Origin of the sequence: Corynebacterium silvaticum (genome assembly GCF_002162115.2) — a bacterium.
GTDB lineage: Bacteria > Actinomycetota > Actinomycetes > Mycobacteriales > Mycobacteriaceae > Corynebacterium > Corynebacterium silvaticum.
In genome coordinates, this window is sequence record NZ_CP021417.2 from 260,728 (window position 1) to 276,815 (window position 16,088).

At 52.7% G+C, this 16,088-nt stretch carries 11 protein-coding genes and 3 pseudogenes; 7 read left to right on the plus strand and 7 right to left on the minus strand.

Annotated features, from left to right (window positions below; genetic code table 11):
* The first annotated feature begins 322 nt into the window (after positions 1-322).
* Together CBE74_RS13610 and CBE74_RS13615 are read left to right on the plus strand one after the other, a co-directional pair.
* Positions 323-2,852 (plus strand): annotated as a pseudogene (locus CBE74_RS13610) (DUF5979 domain-containing protein).
* A 304-nt stretch (positions 2,853-3,156) separates the two neighbouring features.
* Complete coding sequence (locus CBE74_RS13615) at positions 3,157-4,188, plus strand: aspartate-semialdehyde dehydrogenase (protein ID WP_087453251.1); 1,032 nt, start codon at positions 3,157-3,159, stop codon at positions 4,186-4,188.
* A 68-nt stretch (positions 4,189-4,256) separates the two neighbouring features.
* Here the strand turns inward: CBE74_RS13615 and CBE74_RS13620 are convergent, their stop codons facing one another.
* Positions 4,257-4,820: an RNA polymerase sigma factor gene (locus CBE74_RS13620; RefSeq protein WP_087453252.1), complete on the minus strand. Its 564-nt coding sequence runs from the start codon at positions 4,818-4,820 to the stop codon at positions 4,257-4,259.
* Positions 4,821-4,967: 147 nt separating this feature from the next.
* Here CBE74_RS13620 and CBE74_RS13625 point away from each other — a divergent pair, with 147 nt between their 5' ends.
* From CBE74_RS13625 to CBE74_RS13640, 5 genes and pseudogenes are all read left to right on the plus strand, one after another.
* Positions 4,968-6,506: a catalase gene (locus CBE74_RS13625; protein ID WP_087453253.1), complete on the plus strand. Its 1,539-nt coding sequence runs from the start codon at positions 4,968-4,970 to the stop codon at positions 6,504-6,506.
* 236 nt (positions 6,507-6,742) lie between these two features.
* Positions 6,743-7,444, plus strand: a complete 702-nt coding sequence (locus tag CBE74_RS13630) for a hypothetical protein (RefSeq protein ID WP_087453254.1) — start codon at positions 6,743-6,745, stop codon at positions 7,442-7,444.
* A 114-nt stretch (positions 7,445-7,558) separates the two neighbouring features.
* Positions 7,559-8,398 (plus strand): hypothetical protein, encoded by an 840-nt coding sequence (locus CBE74_RS13635; RefSeq protein ID WP_225870238.1) that lies wholly within the window; start codon positions 7,559-7,561, stop codon positions 8,396-8,398.
* A gap of 14 nt (positions 8,399-8,412) precedes the next feature.
* Positions 8,413-9,036 (plus strand): annotated as a pseudogene (locus CBE74_RS24730) (hypothetical protein).
* Positions 9,036-9,980 (plus strand): annotated as a pseudogene (locus tag CBE74_RS13640) (hypothetical protein). Before CBE74_RS24730 ends, CBE74_RS13640 begins: the two co-directional pseudogenes overlap by 1 nt.
* Before the next feature lie 55 nt (positions 9,981-10,035).
* Here the strand turns inward: CBE74_RS13640 and CBE74_RS13645 are convergent.
* From CBE74_RS13645 to CBE74_RS13670, 6 genes are read right to left on the minus strand one after another with little or no spacing between them, the layout of a single operon-like run.
* Entirely contained in the window at positions 10,036-10,344 is a 309-nt protein-coding gene (locus CBE74_RS13645) for a Na+/H+ antiporter subunit G (protein ID WP_087453256.1), read from the minus strand.
* Positions 10,344-10,610: a cation:proton antiporter gene (locus CBE74_RS13650; RefSeq protein WP_087453257.1), complete on the minus strand. Its 267-nt coding sequence runs from the start codon at positions 10,608-10,610 to the stop codon at positions 10,344-10,346. Before CBE74_RS13650 ends, CBE74_RS13645 begins: the two co-directional genes overlap by 1 nt.
* Positions 10,610-11,029: a monovalent cation/H+ antiporter subunit E gene (locus CBE74_RS13655; RefSeq protein WP_014525246.1), complete on the minus strand. Its 420-nt coding sequence runs from the start codon at positions 11,027-11,029 to the stop codon at positions 10,610-10,612. The genes CBE74_RS13650 and CBE74_RS13655 overlap by 1 nt, the downstream gene beginning before the upstream one ends.
* Complete coding sequence (locus tag CBE74_RS13660; RefSeq protein WP_087453258.1) at positions 11,029-12,567, minus strand: monovalent cation/H+ antiporter subunit D family protein; 1,539 nt, start codon at positions 12,565-12,567, stop codon at positions 11,029-11,031. The genes CBE74_RS13655 and CBE74_RS13660 overlap by 1 nt, the downstream gene beginning before the upstream one ends.
* Positions 12,567-13,025 (minus strand): cation:proton antiporter subunit C, encoded by a 459-nt coding sequence (locus CBE74_RS13665; RefSeq protein ID WP_046095439.1) that lies wholly within the window; start codon positions 13,023-13,025, stop codon positions 12,567-12,569. The genes CBE74_RS13660 and CBE74_RS13665 overlap by 1 nt, the downstream gene beginning before the upstream one ends.
* Positions 13,026-16,016, minus strand: a complete 2,991-nt coding sequence (locus tag CBE74_RS13670; protein ID WP_087453259.1) for a DUF4040 family protein — start codon at positions 16,014-16,016, stop codon at positions 13,026-13,028.
* Between the last annotated feature and the right edge of the window lie 72 nt (positions 16,017-16,088).

The window sequence follows — 16,088 nt, forward strand, 5'->3', positions numbered from 1 at the left end:
TGGTTTCAGGTTGGTTCACGCCATAAAAAGATTATTTTAAGCAAAAAGATAAGAAAATTCCATGAAAAAGGTCTTTGAGTCTTAAAAAACCTAGTATTATTTCTGTTACTCTTATCTTTCAGTGACTGTGGGGCTGTTGCCCAATCAGTCGACGGGGATATGGCATATCAGGACTTTTATGCGATATCCGCGTTGGGTACTTGCCCTAATCGTGTGAAGCCTCTCGATTGGGAAAGCCCTCAGGTGCCTTGTAGAAAATAAGATAGAGAGTAAAGATGATCGATTCGCGTTTTATGAACGCTCCCTAATTCGCAGACTGGTCATGCTAATGATGGTTGGCATTGTCTGCGCAGGGCTAATAGTTTCCCCTCATGTTCCCTCCGCTGGTGCAACGGAATGCAAGGGCGAGGTTAGCGATATTAAATGGAAGACTGAAATCAACATCAAAGACGGAATGTTTGTTGGCAATTACGGTGAAGGTGCAGATGTTCAGTTTGCCTGGAAAGTTGACTCCGGAGCGAAAGCCGGTGATCAATTTACCTTGAAACTTCCTAATGAGCTTTCTCGCTTGGGTAAGAATGAATTGATACTTTCTACCTCTGGCGGGCAGGAAGTAGCGAAAGGTACGTGGGATGACTCTGCAAAAACATGGACTTTTACTCTAACCGAGTATGCCAACACGCATGGTGATATTTCAGGTACTGCTTTTTCACGGTTCAGTGGGATAGGACGACTGCACAATCCAATACGCAGTATCCATTAACTTTTCAGGGTGTAAGGGGAGCGGAACTCTTAGCGGGAAAACACCCGAAATAGGAATTGGCGGACTTGAGCAGTCGACAGCAAAAACTGGAGTTTATGACTCTGGACCTGATTCTGCGCGCTGGAATATTTATGTGGAAACAGTGAGCTCTGATATCTATACTCCCGTTGTAATCAAAGATGTTGGAAATACTCAGCTGTTGATTCTATGTTCCGATGTGACGGTGTTTGATCGCACGCCCTACCCACATACTGTGCTGCGTGATACCCCTATTGACTCAAATCGCTGGAAGTGTGAGGAGCAAAACGGTGGGGTAATTGTCAGTATGGTACCGGATGAGCATGGAAGGTATCTGACGGCTGGACAATCACTGACTATTGGACTTGAAACACCTATCAATGATGACGTTTCTCGGTTCATTACGAACAGGGCGACCGTTGAGATTGCTTCTGATAAAATTGAGAAAGTGGAAGCTACTGTAGACCGTGGCGCCGCAGGTGGCATAGGTCAAGGTTTCCAGGGCAAGATTAAGATCGAGAAAGAGGCCGTAGGCGAAACTGCACCCCAGCAAGGCCACAAATTCGAGTTTGATTACACGTGCGGCAATGAAACGAAGAATATTTCCGTTGCAGCAGGTGAAACCTCAAGTACTTACACGCAGAAGTCTTCCTCGACATGCTCTATTACAGAAAAGAATGTCCCTGAGGGCGTTGGGGTTAAATTTGAAATAACAGATGAAGGTACAGGTCAGCCTGCATATACTGTACCAACTCAAAATGGCGTAACGGTGAAGTTCAACAAGAACAGCTCCACTAGTCTCAAGATAAAGGTCACAAACACTTACCCCAATAAGCCAGAAGCTAAGAAGGGTAAGTTCGTCATCAAGAAGATAGTTAATGGCCTTGACACAGGCCAGAAAGATAAAGTCTTCACATTTAACTACACCTGCACTGCACCAACCGGCGCTGTTATAACAAACACTACTGAGGTCACTGAGAAAACCCCGAAGGAGGTCAACAACATTCCGGCGGGTTCTACTTGTAAGGTCACAGAAGTTGCAGCTCCTATTAAAGACACTGACTGGACTGTAGAGCTAAGCGTTAATGGAAAGCCTGTGGCGGGCCAGACCGCTGAGTTCACGATTCCTGCTGAAAGTGAGTCGTCGGTAAGCATTCTTGCAAAGAATAACTACCGCCAGCACAAGGGAACGTTCACGATTGAAAAGATTGTGGATGTATCAGCGGGGATCGTCACGCCAACAGAATTTACGTTCACGTGGCAGTGTGGCGAGGTAAAAGGAGCTGAGACCGTCCGCATTGTTAACGGTAAGGGCAGAGTACAAATTGACCGTGAATTCCCGGTGGGCACTAAGTGCGCTGTCGAAGAATTGAATGCCAAGGTAGAAGGCGCAAAGCTGACTACTGAATGGGAGAACCAGAAATTCACGATCACTCAAGACAAACAAGACGTGATTGTTTCTGCGACAAATACCTACACGCATGAAGACAGCAAGCTCAAGATTGTGAAGAAGCTTGATGATCCGGCGAAGGATAAGGCAAAGAACAAGAGCTTTACTTTCGATTACAGCTGTGTCCTAAATAATGAAGCTATTAAAGGCACTGTGAACATTACTGGTGAAGGCGAAGCTGAGATTCCGGAGTCCTTCCCGGCGGGCACCAAGTGCACCATTACCGAGCGGGATGCGAGTATCCCTGGAACCACCTGGACACATCGGATTGCCAATGATGGTCAAATCACCATTCAGAATCCATCCAACGTGTACGAGGTTGGCGTAACCAACGCATACTCCAAGCCTGGTTTCCCATGGTTCATTCCACTGATTCCGCTGGTAGTCATTCCGTTGCTGCCGTTGTTCCCGCATCCGACTCCTGCGCCGCAGCCAGCTCCACAGCCTGCACCGCAGAAGCCGTCGGAACATCAGCCTGCCCCCAAGTCTCCTGAGAAAAAGCCGCAGAAAGCGAAGAAGGTTTTGGCTCGCACTGGCGCTAGCGTATGGATGTTTGTTGTTATCGCTGCACTACTTGTGCTGTTGGGAGTATTCCTCCGCAGGCGCGGTAACAACTCATAGGATTGTTTAGCTTGTAAATAAGCGGCCATCCTATTCAAGGAGGTGAAGGGGAAATCTTTCGCCTCCTTTGGCGTTCTCTAGCATCCCTTAACCCGCCCCGGCGGAAGGCGTAGGAAATGAGAGGGTCTAAAACGCAACGGCTATTGTGGTGTTGCGAGGATCCGCTATCGCGTTATAAGGGTCAATTATGGGGTTATGGTGGGGCTATGGCGGGTTGTCTTTTGTGTGTAGGCTCGGTAATTAGTGGTGGGTGTTGCACAATGAAACGCAACACCCCCGGAGCAAAAGAAAGGGAACTTTGACTATGACTACTGTCGCCGTCGTGGGTGCAACAGGCCAGGTTGGCCGAGTAATGCGTTCGATCCTCGAGGAGCGAAAGTTCCCTGCAGACAAGGTGCGTTTTTTTGCCTCTGCGCGTTCTGCTGGAACTACGTTGCAGTTCAACGGTGGAGACATTGAGGTGGAAGACCTCGCGGTTCAGACCGAGGACTCACTCAAGGACATTGATATTGCATTGTTCTCCGCTGGTGGCAGCACTTCTCGGCAGTACGCTCCCTTGTTCGCCGCTGCCGGTGCCACTGTGGTGGATAACTCTTCCGCATGGCGCAAAGATCCTGACGTGCCGTTGATTGTTTCCGAGGTTAACCCGGAGGATAAAGACAACCTGGCCAAGGGGATCATCGCTAATCCGAACTGCACCACGATGGCGATCATGCCGGTGCTCAAGGCGCTGCACAACGTTGCGTCGGTGACCAAGATGCATGTCGCTTCCTACCAGGCGGTTTCCGGTTCGGGTCTTGCTGGTGTGGAGACGCTGGCCAAGCAGACCTCTGAGATCGGCGATCGTTGCGTGGAATTGGTTCACGATGGCTCCGTGGAGGCCCCGGAGGAACTCGGTCCTTATGTTGCTCCGATTGCGTACAATGCGCTTCCTTTTGCAGGTAACCTGGTTGATGACGGCCTGAATGAGACCGATGAAGAGCAGAAGTTGCGCAATGAGTCGCGTAAGATTCTGGGACTTCCTGAGCTCAAAGTGGCGGGCACGTGTGTGCGCATCCCCGTCTTCACAGGACATACGATGGTGGTGCATGCGGAATTTGAAAAAGCTATTACTCCTGATGAAGCACGGGCAGTGCTTATCGACGCCCCCGGCGTAGAGGTAGTAGACGTACCTACTCCGCTTGCTGCTGCAGGTCGTGACGATTCTCTGGTTGGCCGCATCCGCCAGGATCAAACGGTTGATGACAACAAAGGCCTGGTGTTCGTGGTTTCCGGCGATAACCTACGCAAAGGCGCAGCACTGAATGCTATTCAGATTGCGGAGTTGCTTGTGTAAGCAAAGCGTAATTGTTGCAGGCGCGGTACTTCCTCATAGTCAAGGAGGGTGCCGCGCTTGTTCGTTATTTAGGCGCTGGCAGCGTTGGGGCGTCCGGCTGCAGCGACTACGTCGGCACGGGCGCGAGCTACGCGGGAACGAATAGTGCCGATGCGGACGTTGGCGATTTTTGCTGCTTCCTCGTAGGAGTAGCCGAGCACCTGCGTCAAAATGAGGGCTTCACGACGTTCAGCGGGGAGGGCGTCGATAAGCAAACGCACGTCGATCCAGTCGGACCAGGTGTTTTCGCCATTGGTGGAGAGTACCGCGGGGTCGAGGTCTTCTACTTCCGCGGAAGACTTTCGAGGGCGGGCCATGTCATGGCGAATATTGTCCACCCATACGCGGCGTGCCAGTGAGAGCAGCCATGTTCGTGCTGATGAACGCGCAGCGAATCGGGGGAGTGCGCTCATGACGCGGAGATACGTCTCCTGTGCGAGGTCGTCGGCGATTTCGCTGCCACCTAGGTGGGCGAGTAAGCGCCAGACGTCATTTTGGGTCTCACGGATGAACTCGGTGAGTGCGGTTTTGTCGCCGCGGCCGGCAGCGAGTGCCAGTTGGGTGACGCGATCGTCGCGTTCCGAGTCCTTCATAACTAAGGACTTTACCACCTAAACAAGAGTTGTAAGGTGAACCTCTCAATAAAAATCTGTTGCAAGGTTTTAGTTTTCAATGTAAGGTTATTTTTAACTTAAGACTCATTCCAAGTTCCAAGCCAGCCCTTAAAGGAGGGAATTTCCATGAACTCACCAGTCGATCCCATCATCAGTGCCGGAGAGCGCACTGGGTCTGTTGCTCACACAACGCGCGAAGGCGGACAGCCAGTTCCTAGTGAGAACATTTCCATCACCGCTGGGCCTCAGGGCCCTAACGTTCTTAATGACCTTCATCTGATTGAGAAGCTCGCCCACTTCAACCGCGAGCGCGTCCCGGAGCGCAACCCCCACGCTAAAGGCCACGGCGCTTTTGGTGAGCTGCACATCACCGAAGACGTGTCGGAATACACCAAGGCCAAGCTGTTCCAAAAGGGCACCGTCACCCCGATGGCTATCCGCTTCTCCACGGTGGCTGGTGAGCAAGGTTCCCCAGATACCTGGCGTGACGTGCATGGGTTCGCGCTGCGTTTCTGGACTCAGGACGGCAATTACGACATCGTGGGTAACAACACCCCTACCTTCTTCCTGCGCGATGCCATTAAGTTCCCGGATTTCATCCATTCCCAGAAGCGCCTAGGCCGTAACGGCCTCCGCGATGCGGACATGCAGTGGGATTTCTGGACCCGCACCCCTGAATCTGCTCACCAGGTGACATACCTCATGGGTGATCGTGGCACTCCTAAGACTTCCCGCCACCAGGATGGTTTTGGTTCCCACACCTTCCAGTGGATCAACGAGGAGGGCAAGCCAGTATGGGTGAAGTACCACTTCAAGTCTCGCTTGGGCTGGGATACCTTCACCGACGCTGAGGCTCAGGAGATGGCGGGCAAGAACGCTGATCACCATCGCGAGGATCTCTACAATGCTATCGCGCACGGCGACTTCCCCATCTGGGACGTCAAGGTCCAAATCATGCCTTTTGAGGACGCGGAAAACTACCGTTGGAACCCCTTTGACCTGACCAAGACCTGGTCGCAGAAGGACTACCCGCTGGTCGACGTTGGATACTTTGTTCTCAACCGCAACCCAAAGAACTTCTTCACGCAGATCGAGCAGTTGGCGTTCGATCCGTCGAACTTGGTTCCAGGCGTAGGACTGTCGCCTGACCGTATGTTGATGGCTCGTGCGTTTGCGTATGCAGATGCTCAGCGCACGCGTATTGGTGCAAACTACCGTCAGCTGCCGATCAACCAGCCGGTGGTTCCAGTGAATACTTATGAGCATGAGGGTCCGATGGCGTATCAGTTTAACCCGGCAGATGCGCCGGTGTATTCGCCAAATCGTTATGACAAGGGTGCTGGTTACCTCGACGATGGTGAGACGTCTTCTTCGGGTGTTACCTATGGTCAGGCCAGTGATCTTTTTGTTAATCCTGATCCTCATGGCACGGATCTCACCCGTGCGGCTTATGTAAAGCATGCTGAGGATGATGACTTTATCCAGGCGGGAATTCTCTACCGTGAGGTTTTTGATGACGGAGAGAAAGAGCGCTTTGTAGACAACGTTACCAACGCTATGGCCGGTATTTCTCCAGAGGTTGAGGAACGAGTTTACTGGTACTGGACTCAGGTCGACGAGAACCTTGGCGCAGAAATTAAGCGGGTTTTTGCCACCAAGAAGTAACAACTAAGCATTTAAGCTTTACGACGCCTATCCCACGAGCTTCCCCGCGAAGTTCGATGGGATAGGCGTTTTTTGGGCTTGGGTGGCTTGATCGGGACACTTTTGGGTGAAGGTTTTTCAAAACCGCGTATTTGCCACCAGAACATGTTAGCTTCCCCTTTAACGGTTGAGCTTTATGTCTACAGAAGTACTCAAATCCAGAAGCGGTGGTTACTCCACATGATTGGGGAGGTGTAATGAAGTTTAAAGAAGATATTTTCCCTGAGTATAAGGATAAAATTGGTGGCCTTGTTCAGTTTGTGAATCTTCCGTATGAGAGCGCTGTTGAGTATGCATGGGATCAACTAAACGTGAACCAGGGGACAACTCGAAAGTTTCCCTCCAGATATGATCTAACAGTAAAATCAGGGAATTTTGTTCATGCGATTCCGCAAGGTGGAAGGATATTTATAACCGTAGAGACGGAGAATCCGTGTTGGATCGCAGTTATGGGCGTGAATGAACTTGCGGACTCTGCGATTGCATTTCTTCCTAGAAATCGTGCTTTTGGAGGGTTACTCTTCCCAGTCGTCAAAAACTCTGAGGTTGTATCGGTTAGTCAAGCTTCAGATTACAATTCCTGTAGCTTTAACTATTCAAAACTTGATTACCCTTGCGGTGGCTATTTTGGCGAAGGGGATTTTTATATTAATCCAGCCAGACTTAGTGTTTTTTGCGAGAACGTAGAGGGCTGGAATTTTGAAAGGTCCTCGAATGATGAGCGTGGAGTAAACGGCGTAATATTCGATTTTGAAGAGCCTGAATTTTATAGTCGTCGTTTGAAAAAAGAGCGATTCAATCCAGATATGATGCTTTGCTATTTAGAACGCCTGGATATAAGGCTGCGTGATTTGAATTTTTATTCGGGGAAAATGACTATTCTGCAAAGGTCTGACTAATAATGTCGATAGTTGATATGCGGAAAACGCAGCCGTTAGATTCCCAAATCTACTATATAAATATGTCCTTTGATCAGTTCATGGGGTATGTCCGTGAATACATAGACGGCCTTGATGATCAATTCCCAGCAACTCTATTTGAAGTGGGACAGGGGGGGACGTGAGAGATGGCTACAGCTACAACGTAGCTGGGAATACGGGAATGTCTTAATCCAGGAAGTGGCGAATCCGGATTGGGTTGCGGTTATTGATCCTTACATCGACCATACGATGTCGTATTTTTCGGAGATTAATCGGCCAAACTACGTGTTGTTGGGAGCCGGTTCAACGATGTATTCCGGTATTGAGAAAATAAGCGATGCTGATGGATTTGGTATGCCTCAAACTTTCTCCGTGATCGCATGCGCAATCTTCCTAGAAGACCCTTTCTTTCCTGCACATGGAAGATTGCGTCCTACTTTTTTGTCGTGCAGCTGGGGACCTCATGTTGAGGCGGGGTGGCTCTTAGCAGAACAAAGTAGGTTTTATGACGATGTTCGCAGATCTCTATGGGCATCGAACGAACTCGGTACGCAGGGGCTCACTAAGTTCGCGGTGAATTTATGGCTTGAAAAAGAAAAAACTTTCGGACGGAAGACATACAACCACCTTGATCTCGATTGGAACGGATGGGGACCCGACCCCACTTTCCGTCCTGATCCTCAGCGTCCGGTGTATGAGTGGTTTAACCATCGTGTTGTTGATGGCTGGGGAAAAAATTTGGGTTTAGAAGTCTTTGACACCAAATTCCATGTAGGTCGGCAGGCCATCTTTAAAGAGCTGCAGCGTAAAGATAACTCGTATATCAATGCACCATTGCTGTATGAAGATTTTCGCCCGTTTGAAGAACGGCAGAAGATGATGGGCTTTAGCCCTGACCATATGCAGTGGTTGGTTGATCAGGGATTGTACTGAGAGAGCAGGAGAACATGGCTAAGTGGAATAACGGTTCTATCGGAATTGATGTCTGCGCGGATCAAGAGCTTTTGTTCCCACCGCAGCATCATTGTCCTTTGCCCCCGGGCACGTGACTATTTCAGACTCCGCAGCAGAATCCTTGGAAGATCAGATTGTTGAAGGCGATATGGCTGAGATTGTTGAGTCCATTGGCTCTTTTGCAGCTTGCTCGGTAGCGGAGGCGGCCCAATCGTTTGATTTGCCGGAGTCGGGATACCTTGAGGCAGTTAAGCCGGGTTCTCATGTCACATATCCCGTTGTTGAAGAAACAGATAGCGAACTCGCCGACCTTGCGGGGATCCCCGTAGAAATTGGGGATTTCTCCTGGAGCGTAGTGCTATTTACTCGGTGGGAGGGCTGCGTGAATGTTGCCCTGGAGTGGGAACTTGCTCGGATGCTCTACTTCTGGAACAAGAGGTGGGGGATGGAGTTGGTGGCACTTTCAGAAGACACTGAAGCCACAATGCTGGTTCGCGTGGGCGATCCGGGAGGAAACCGTGAGGAGATCGTCGCAACGCTTGCCGCAGCGGGCGACGAACTTGTTGTTATTCCGGGGCCAGACGGGCTCCCTGATACTGAAAGTGTGGTGGGACTAGTGGGATTCTTTGGGTTTGGAAAGAAAAAACAGCAGCAACCGCAGACTCCGGTGATCCGGATGGCGCTTATGGCGCTGGGATACTCCCCAGATATTGCTCCCGACGGCAACGGCGGAGAAGTGAACGTGGTGACGCTAGGAGACCTGACGGTTTACTTTTGGAACGATCCCAGCCTGTATCACGCTCAAATCGAATGGCCGTTAACCTTCAGTCAAGAAGACACTATGCATGCGGTGGTGGGCGCACACATGCTGAACGTGAATTCCTCTACCGGTGTCTTCCGCGTGGACACCTCCAAAGGACACACAGCAGTTGTGTGCCGCACGTGACTACGCGCCGAGGACGGAGCAACGTTTGATCAGTATCTTCGCTTTGTTCAAGCGGCGCTTCAAGACGTGCTGCCCGAGGCTTCAGCGCTGTATGACGACATGTTTGGGACAAACTTTGACGTTCCAGAGCCACCTGAGCAGCACCCGCTCTTCGCAGAAATTCCAGCTCACCTAGACACTCCGGAATTTGAGACACCTGAGATGACAGCGGATCGGGTTGCGGCGCTGTACTCCGGGGAGGTGTCTGAAAAAACTGCGCATATGACCGTGAAGGGGCGAGAATTTGTTGCAGAGGTTCATCCAGTGGAGACCCCAACAGGGACCGCCCGCATCCTGGAGATCTCTAGCTTTAAAGATCTACCAGCCAGCGGCCCCAACGATATTGCAGCGCTGATAAACGCGACGGCGCAGTTCAACGACTCCATGGATCTTATCTGTGCTGTTCTCGATGAAGACGGGCAAAAAGCAGCTTCGGAGAATCTGGGACAGTCCGCAGCGCGGATGGTTATTCGCGCGCGTTGCGACGCCACCGTGGGGCTTTCAGATCCCCAACTCAAGGGCTATGTCGATGAGGCGATGTACACCATCGCAGGCCTACTCAAAGCCATTAGCTAGAGTTATCCCCGGTTTAGTGCACTTCTAAGAGGAAGGACTAAGCCGGGGATCTTTTTTAGTCTTGTTGTTCTTTAGCTATCCCGTAGAGGGAACGGCCCATGAGGAAGCTGCCCACGGCTAGGACGATGAGCAAACCAGCGATCGTGATGATGACACGAACCAGGTTTCCCCACCAGAAAGTGCCATTGCCGATGTCATTGATAAGGGAAGCAATCAGGATAAGAGGCAGCGCGATGCTTGTCGCAGTACCCATAAGATTCGCTCGGGTAAGAGCATCTGGAGCCCGGAGCAAAGCGATGAGCGTGGTGATGATCAAAAACGACGCTATGAGAATCAACGCGCTTGCTGTGAAGTCATAAAACATTAGCGACGTCCCTTCGAGATGATGCGCGCTGCCGACATCGTGGGCAAGATGCCACCAACCAACGCAGCGAGCAGGGCGATCTCATAATTGATCTGTGTGTGGTTGACCATGCGCCAGATCATGTAGAAGCCGATCATGGAGTAAAACACCATGTCTGAGATCACGGCTCGGGTGAGCTGATCTTTGGTACGGATCATTAGAATAATCGTGGCAATAATGCCTAGCGTGGTGGCAGCCATGCCAATAGAGGAGGCGATGAGAAACATTAGTTGTCCTCCTTAAACACTGGTTTAGGCGAGGGGTATTCCCAAGTCGCCTGGTCAAGAACTGCAGCAAAGTCAGGATGCAGACCCTTCACATGAGGTGCAAGAGTCTCTTCCATATGAGCAAGATCTGCGAGCACAGAACGTGGGTCAGCGCCGGCAACCGCGTGAACAAGAAGATAGCGCTGGCCAGAGGACTCAGCGGAGTCGTCTTCCTCCAACGTGATCGACATGGTTCCCGGGGTGGCCGTGATCGACGCCGCAAAAACCGTAATCTGCCAATCTTTTGTTACTCGCAAGGGGTAACGGACCACACAAGGATCTAAGTTCTTGCTGCCCGTGAGAGTGTCCTTAGTCAGGACCCAACCTGCTATGAGAACTTGGCCAATAAGCCAAAATGTGTACTTGATGGCATGTAGCATTAGCGGCCTCCCTGCAGCGTGGTGTTAGTGGCAACACCTACCGGCGCGTCCTCGCCTTGGTGGAGGACTGCGGTGGAATAGGAGTTGACGTCGAGAAGCGACTCCGATGCGTCGTTTGTAGCAGACACGAGCGGGCCTGCGAACAGGAACATCCCAAAAGAAACAACGATGAGGAAAGCGCCGGGGGCCAAGCGCAACCACGGTACCCGCAGACTTTCGGGGATGCGCTGCGGATTCATCGGAGCACCCCAATAGACTTCGCGCCAGAGACGCAGCATGGAGAGAAACGCCCCGAAACTAGCCAGGATAATGATCGCGATGACCAGCCAGGCTTGCCATGATGCAGAATCTGCGATTCCCAAGATCAGGAAGACCTTGCCCCAGAGTCCAGAAAACGGCGGGAAACCAACAACGGAGAACGCGCCGGCAGCAAAGACCGCAGCCACCCACGGGTCCCGATGGGCGATTCCAGAGAGCTTAGACATCTTGTCTGTGCCATAGGTTTCCTCGACCGAGCCGGACGTGAGAATCAGAGAGCCCACAGTGATCATGTGGTGCAAAGCATAGAGAATGCCTGCTGCAATCACGGTCTTGGCATTGTGAGAGGCAAAAGCAAGGACAACAAGGATCATCGGCATGCCGTTGACCATCTGATATGCCAAAACCCTGCGCATGGCACTTTCACGCAAGCCCGAGAACGCACCCACGATCATGGACAAGATGCAGATCGTGATAATCAGCCAGATCCAGCGGGTATCCAGATCAAAAATCACCACGTAGATGCGCATCAGCATGTACACAGCAACCTTGGTGTGCATGCTAGAGAACAACGCCATCACGCTGGAGGAAGTTGCGGGGTAAGAACGTGGCAGCCATGTATGAACCGGGAAAATACCCGCTTTGACCACCATGGCCACGACGACGATACCCATGGCTACCGTCACAGGGCCGTTGCCAGCGGCGGCTCCCGCTAACGCTGCAATGTTTACTGCACCGACAACACCGTAAACAATGGCGACACCGATGAGCAGCAACGTAGAAGTAGCCAGGTTGACCAGCACAAACGTGCGGCCAGCGCTGAGGCGTGCCCAGGTGCCGGTCATTGCCATCAGGCCATAGCTCGGAAGCAACATGACCTCAATGAACACAAAGAAGTTAAAGAGATCGGCGGTGAGCAAAGCGCCCATCACGCCGGTGAGCAGCATGAGCGATAGAGAGGAATAAAAACGCGACCGAGTCTCACCGACAACAATGGCAAACCAGTTGGACGCAAAGGCCACGACAGAGCATGTGATGATCATGATCGCTGAGAAATGATCACCAACAAAGGGGATAGCTACGCCGCCAACGTACTTACCCACAGAGTGAGCGATGGTTCCGTGCTCGGATACGTAGGCAAACAGCCACACACCTGCGGCTCCGGTTCCTATCGGCGTGATAAGAGCGAGGGCATCGCGGAGCACACGCCACGGCGCGATCGCTGCGACCGCGACCAGAGCAAGCGGAATACCAACAAACAATGGAAGCACGTAATCCATTAGTGAGCCTCCTTGTTATCTGTGTGATCATCCGCGGAGTTCTGTCGCGCGCGGCGGGCGCGTTCGCGTACGAGGTGCGCCTCGTCTTCCGCGAGCTCAGCGTTGGTGGTGGATCGCCCTAGTGTCTGCAATGGCGAATCTTCGTCGGCCACTTCTTCCGGCTCGGTATCGTCGGAGCGGCCCAGGCCAGACAACGTAAGCATGTACGTGGTGGTTGCCATGGCAATAACAATGGCTGTGAGGACAAACGCCTGAGGGACAGGATCAGCAGCCACACTGAGATCGGTGATGCTGGGGAAAGGCTCGCCGCGCCACGCTGGCACTCCGATAGCCACAATAATGAGGTTTGCGGCATGGCTAATTAGCGTCATACCGATGACGATGCGCAGCATGCCGCGCTGGAGTACCAGGTACACACCACCGGCGGCAAGGATGGCGATTGTGAGTGCGAGAATCACTTACTTCTCCTCCTTTGCGGTGAATGATGCAGCGTCGAGATGTCGGTCGTTATCTTCCCGGAGAGCCTTGAACGCAAGCTCGGCCTTCTTGGCCAAACGAACACGCTCCGGCTCAGAAGGAGGCAGGTGAGGCTCGGCCCCAAAGTCATCCAGGTGGCCCACCTTGGGGAGGGGAGTCAAAGGTGAATCCTCCCGGTTGTAGTTCAGGTTCTCGTAATCCAGGCCGGGGCGAAGGTAACCACCCAGAGCGTTGATGGCCATGCTGACCATGCCCAGCACAGCAAGGTACACACCGACGTCAAAGATCATGGAGGTGGTCCAGTGCTGTCCGGCCCAGTGCCCGTGAATCGCGTAGAGGAAGGAACCGTGGGTCAGGCCGAGGAAACCTGCAAAGATGGCGGTCAAAATTCCTATGCCCGTGAGATAAATGGGAGTTCGTACTGGGAAAATGTGTTTGTCACGAGGGAACGAGAGATAGCTCAGCATCATTGCGGTGCTTGCCACAAGGGCTGCGATGAAACCGCCGCCTGGTGCATTATGGCCTCGCCAGAAGATCAAGACGGACAGCACCACAAGCACTGGCACCAGCGCTTTAAGCAGGACACGAAGCAGAATCGCATTGAGATCCGCGCCGCCAAAAGGAGCCGGGTGGGTGTCTTTGGCAAAGGGGTAGCGAGGCATGGACGTAATCACTGCCGCGATCACGATAGCGGCCATGCCAAGGACCGAGAGCTCGCCCAAGGTATCAAACCCACGGAATTCAACCAGAATGGTGTTCACCACGTTATCCCCACCAGAAATCTTGGGGGCCTCGTTGAGGTACCACATGGCTAGCTCGCTGCGTTCGTGGCGCGACAACAGTACCCAGACCGAGAGGAAAGCGAACAGGCCTACTCCGGTTCCCATCGCAATACCGAGAGCTTTCTGGCTCTTGCGAGGTTTATGGAAGTGACTTGGCTGCTGGCGCACCACCATCATCATGATGACTACGGTCAGCGCCTCAACCATGAACTGCGTCATCGCGACGTCGGGAGCACCGAGCATGAAGACCTGCAGCGTTACACCTGCGCCGACCACGCCGACCAGAACCACACCGCTTAGGCGTTTTTTGGTGCGAACTAGCGCGATCACTCCGAGCAAGACCATGACCAAAGGTATAGCGTCATACCAGCGATCCGTAGAGATGCGGGCAGGCACCGGGATACCATCCACTCCGCCGCTCACGAGTCCCGGAAGCACGTAGAACGCGCCGAAAATTATAATGGCCAGGAACATATACGCCAGATGGCGGGTAGGGGCGATGGAGTCTGCCATCTTGCCCATTGAGCGACCCAGGCGAGAAGAACCTTCATTCATGAGGCGGAGTACGTCATTGCCGCTGGCTGGGAATAGCGGACGGCTGCCCAAAGCCGACCAAATCTGCTTGCGGAAGATAACTCCCACGATTCCCAACACAAACACCACCATGGAGATGATGAACGCAATCGATATGCCGTGCCACAAGGCAAGATGCGTGTGTGGATCATCCACCACCACATCCACGGCCTCGGAGATAGGCCCATCAAGATAACTGAGGGCAAACGCCAGCGGCAGGGAGAGCAAACCGGGGATCGCTGCGGGAAGCCACAGCGAGACAGGGGCTTCTTTGACGTGCGTCATATCGCGGTCGCCGTCGATAAAGCCATCGGCAACAATGCGTACGGAGTACGTAAAAGTAAAGAGCGCGCCGACGCCTGCCGTGAGCAGGAGAGCTATGATTCCAGCTTTGCCTAGGGGAGCTTCGCTCAGGGCTGCGAGCAGGCCCTCTTTGGACACAAATCCCAGCATCGGAGGCACCGCGGCCATGGATGCTGCCGCCAGGACGACGGATCCAAAAGTAAACGGTAGTTGCCGCCAGGAAGAGCCCAAACGGGATGCATCTCGTGTTCCGGTTTGGTGGTCGATGACACCGATAAGCATAAAGAGCGACGACTTAAACAGCGCGTGCGCGAGCGTGTGCACTAGTGCTGCTGCCAAAGCGAAAGGCGTGCCTACGCCGATGGTGGCCACGATCCAGCCAAGGTGGGAAACAGTGGAGTATGCGGTGAGCTTTTTCAGATCTGTTTTTTGGATCGCAAAGAATGCCGCCATAACAGCGGTAAGCATTCCCACCGTTATCAGCAGGAGGTTCCACGTGTGGTTGTTATGGAACACAGCGCTGAAGCGCATTAACACATAGATGCCGGCCTTCACCACGGCTGCGGCGTGAAGGAACGCAGAAACCGGAGTAGCGGCTGCCATAGCCTCAGGCAACCAGAAGTGGAAGGGGAACTGCGCGGATTTAGTAAACGCGGAGATCGCAACGAGCACGCCGAGCACAGTGGTGAGCGCTGGTTTTTCCGACCAGAAGTCAGAGGCCAGAATCTCATGGATATTAGTGGTTCCCGCTTGGGTGGCGGCGATTGCCATAGACACCAGCAGGGTAAGGCCGCCGATAAACGTCAATATCAGTGTGCGTTGCGAGCCTAATTCTCCACCGCTGCCGCCAGACCTGGCGATGAGCATGAAGGAAGCAAGAGAAACGAGCTCCCATGCGATGAAGAGGGTGAAGACGTCGTCGGCAAGCACCAGCATGAGGATGGCCGCCATGAATGCAGTCATCAGGGTGAAGAAGCTGATATTCCCCGTTTTCCGGGGGAGATAAGACGCAGAATAGATAAAGACAATGGAGCCGATAACAAGGGCGAGGAGCGCAAAGAAAACGCTGAGGGCATCGGCACGCAAAGCTAACTGTATGTCGATGCCGTTGCCAAGGGCGTCGGGTATCCACGTGTATGTCCAGATGAGAGGGATCTCATCGAGGATGGCAGGGAGTTCTTTACAAAGGAGTCCGGCCGCAATGAGCAACAGGGCCGCTAAGGGCCACCCTGCCTTTCTATCGCAGACCCGGACGGCTACAGGCGCGCAGGATACCGTAAAGGCAGCCAGCACGAGAACTAACAATAAGGTCACAGATCACTCACACCCACAGATTCGGGGAATTTTTAGGTTTTGGTCAACTTTTTTCACGTTACCAGTGTTTGT

Excerpts from the sequence above, each read along its gene's own strand:
- CBE74_RS13635 (WP_225870238.1), top strand. The coding sequence starts at position 7,559 with ATGATCAATTCCCAGCAACTCTATTTGAAGTGGGACAGGGGGGGACGT.
- CBE74_RS13645 (WP_087453256.1), bottom strand. The coding sequence starts at position 10,344 with ATGTTTTATGACTTCACAGCAAGCGCGTTGATTCTCATAGCGTCGTTT.
- CBE74_RS13615 (WP_087453251.1), top strand. The coding sequence starts at position 3,157 with ATGACTACTGTCGCCGTCGTGGGTGCAACAGGCCAGGTTGGCCGAGTA.
- CBE74_RS13650 (WP_087453257.1), bottom strand. The coding sequence starts at position 10,610 with ATGTTTCTCATCGCCTCCTCTATTGGCATGGCTGCCACCACGCTAGGC.
- CBE74_RS13620 (WP_087453252.1), bottom strand. The coding sequence starts at position 4,820 with ATGAAGGACTCGGAACGCGACGATCGCGTCACCCAACTGGCACTCGCT.
- CBE74_RS13630 (WP_087453254.1), top strand. The coding sequence starts at position 6,743 with ATGAAGTTTAAAGAAGATATTTTCCCTGAGTATAAGGATAAAATTGGT.
- CBE74_RS13655 (WP_014525246.1), bottom strand. The coding sequence starts at position 11,029 with ATGCTACATGCCATCAAGTACACATTTTGGCTTATTGGCCAAGTTCTC.
- CBE74_RS13660 (WP_087453258.1), bottom strand. The coding sequence starts at position 12,567 with ATGGATTACGTGCTTCCATTGTTTGTTGGTATTCCGCTTGCTCTGGTC.
- CBE74_RS13625 (WP_087453253.1), top strand. The coding sequence starts at position 4,968 with ATGAACTCACCAGTCGATCCCATCATCAGTGCCGGAGAGCGCACTGGG.